This is a genomic window from Flavobacterium circumlabens, from assembly GCF_004345565.1.
Classification (GTDB): Bacteria; Bacteroidota; Bacteroidia; order Flavobacteriales; family Flavobacteriaceae; genus Flavobacterium; species Flavobacterium circumlabens.
The window spans coordinates 1-2586 of sequence record NZ_SLWA01000028.1 but is presented as its reverse complement, the minus strand read 5'-3'; the positions used below and the strand labels follow the sequence as shown (position 1 = coordinate 2586).

2 protein-coding genes are annotated in these 2586 nt (G+C 34.0%); both read left to right on the top strand.

From position 1 onward, the window contains the following. The first annotated feature begins 172 nt into the window (after nt 1-172). Nucleotides 173-1720 carry an IS21 family transposase gene (gene istA / locus EV142_RS23895; protein WP_132038360.1) on the top strand — a complete coding sequence of 516 codons (1548 nt, stop codon included), beginning with the start codon at nt 173-175 and terminating at the stop codon, nt 1718-1720. Nucleotides 1721-1742: 22 nt separating this feature from the next. Then, nucleotides 1743-2483: an IS21-like element helper ATPase IstB gene (gene istB / locus EV142_RS23890; RefSeq protein WP_132038359.1), complete on the top strand. Its 741-nt coding sequence runs from the start codon at nt 1743-1745 to the stop codon at nt 2481-2483. The last annotated feature ends 103 nt before the right edge of the window (nt 2484-2586 follow it).

Below are 2586 nucleotides of genomic sequence, written 5' to 3'. Positions count from 1 at the left end.
TGCAAATTCTGGCAAAAGTGAGCATCCCATTCCGGTAAAAGAGAGCAATTTGTTCCGGTTTAAAGTGACCACCCTATTCTTGTAAAAGAGATCAGTTGATTCCGGTTCAAAGTGACCACCTCAAAAAGTAGTGTTTATAAAGAATATCTTACTTGTTTTTAAAACAAAAGATATGGCAAATAAACGACTGGATATGAGAAACATTTTGCAATTATTACGTTTATATACTCAAGGAGTAAGTAAGCTCCAAATAAGTAGACAATTAGGCTTATCGCGCAATACTGTAAAGAAATATATTGAATCATTTCATCAAAATTCTTTTACCTATCAAGAATTATCAGGTCTTAGTAATGAAGATCTGGAAGAACTCTTTGATGGCCAGATAAAACCCGTTCCCGAAAAAAACATAGTTTTAGAATCCTTATTTCCCACGATAGAAAAAGAATTAAAGCGAGTTGGTGTTACCCGCCAATTGCTCTGGGAAGAATATAGGGTAAATCATCCTGATGGCTACAGTTATTCTCAGTTTTGCTATCATTATCAAAATTGGCGAGGCAAACTCAAGCCCTCTATGCATATGCATCATAAGGCAGGGGATAAAGTTTTTGTAGACTATACAGGAAAGAAATTATCCGTTATTGACCAGTCTACAGGAGAACTGTGTGAAGTAGAGGTTTTTGTAAGTGTACTGGGAGCAAGCGGACTTACTTTTGTAGAAGCTACCAGAACCCAAAACAAAGAAGACTTTATGGGAAGTCTGGTAAAAATGCTAGACTACTATCAGGGTGTTCCAAGTGCTATTGTAACGGATAATTTAAGAACAGCCGTTAAAAAGAGTGATAAATATGAGCCCTTAGTAACGGAATATTTATTAGACTTTGCATCTCATTACGCAACTACAATACTTCCCACAAGAGCTTATCACCCAAAAGATAAGGCTCTGGTTGAAAATGCAGTAAGAATAATTTATACCAGAATTTTTGCCCCTTTACGCAAAGAAGATTTTTTTACTATAGAAGCCCTTAATGATGCTATTTTACCACTTTTAGAAAAGCATAATACAATGTCTTTTAAAGGCAGGAAATACTCAAGATTAGATTTGTTTAATGAGATAGAAAAAGAAGCACTATCATTTTTACCTGTTAATCCCTATCAGCTCAAAGGTTTTGCTAAAGCAACCGTTCATAAATCCAGCCATGTTTATCTCAATAAAGACAAACACTATTATAGTGTGCCTTTTATTTATATGGGCAAGAAAGTATTGATTATTTACAGCAAAACTACCATTGAGATTTATCATGGGCAGCGCATAATAGCCAGTCATCAGAGGGACTACTCCAAATATCTTTATACAACAAATAAAGAACACATGCCCACATCACATCAGTTTGTGGCAGAGTGGAATCCCGAGAGGTTTATCCAATGGGGAGCTTCTGTTGGAGAATTTTGCAAATCATTTATTATACAAATATTAGATAAAAAACAGCACCCTGAGCAATCTTATAAGTCCTGTACCGGCGTGTTAAGTTTAGCCAAAAAAGTAGGCAATGACAGATTAAATAATGCCTGTAAAAGAGCGATGGATTATGAAAAAATAAATTACCCAATCATCAAATCTATCCTGGAGAAAGGATTAGACTTCATTGATGAAGATCCTGCTATTGAAGATAAAGAAATACCAATACATAATAATATTAGAGGCAAGGAATATTACAAATAACAACCATTAATAAAATAACTATATGAATGATCAAACATTAGAAAAAATGAAACAGTTAAGGCTCTACGGAATGTCCAGAGCCTTTAATACTACTTTAGAGGCAAGTAGTATCGATTACACAAATGATGAACTTATTGCTTATTTAATTAACTCTGAATATGATGACAGAGAAAATCGAAAAGTAGAAAGATTGATCAATACTGCCAAGTTTAGGTATAAAGCTTTTATGGAAGAAATCGATTTTGACAGTTCCAGAGGAGTAGATAAAAACTTGGTAAACAGACTTGAGTTTTGTGATTTTATAAAAAACAAACAAAACATCCTGGTCTGTGGAAGTACGGGTGTTGGCAAAAGCTTTATAGCTACAGCAATTGGTTATAAAGCCTGTATGATGGGCTACAAAGTAATGTATTTTAATATCAATAAACTTTTCTCTAAACTTAAAATGGCTAAAGCTGACGGCTCTTACATAAAAGAAATTAATAAAATAGAAAAGCAGGACCTCATTATACTAGATGATTTTGGGCTTCAATCATTAGATAACTTTAAAAGGCAGGATCTTATGGAGATAATTGAGGACAGGCATGGGAAAAAATCAACTATTATTGCTTCGCAGCTCCCAGTTGAATCCTGGCATGAAGTCATTGCTGAACAAACCATTGCAGATGCAATTTTAGACAGAATCGTTCACAATGCTCTTCGGATAGAATTAAAGGGAGAATCAATGAGAAAAAAGAAAATAGAAAAACAACCAATAGAGTAAAATAATTTTATACTTTTAAACTACTTTTTAGACACCTTTTTGAGTTCATTTATACTGCTCACTTTTATCCAGAATTAGGTGCTCACTTTATCCAGAATATCCA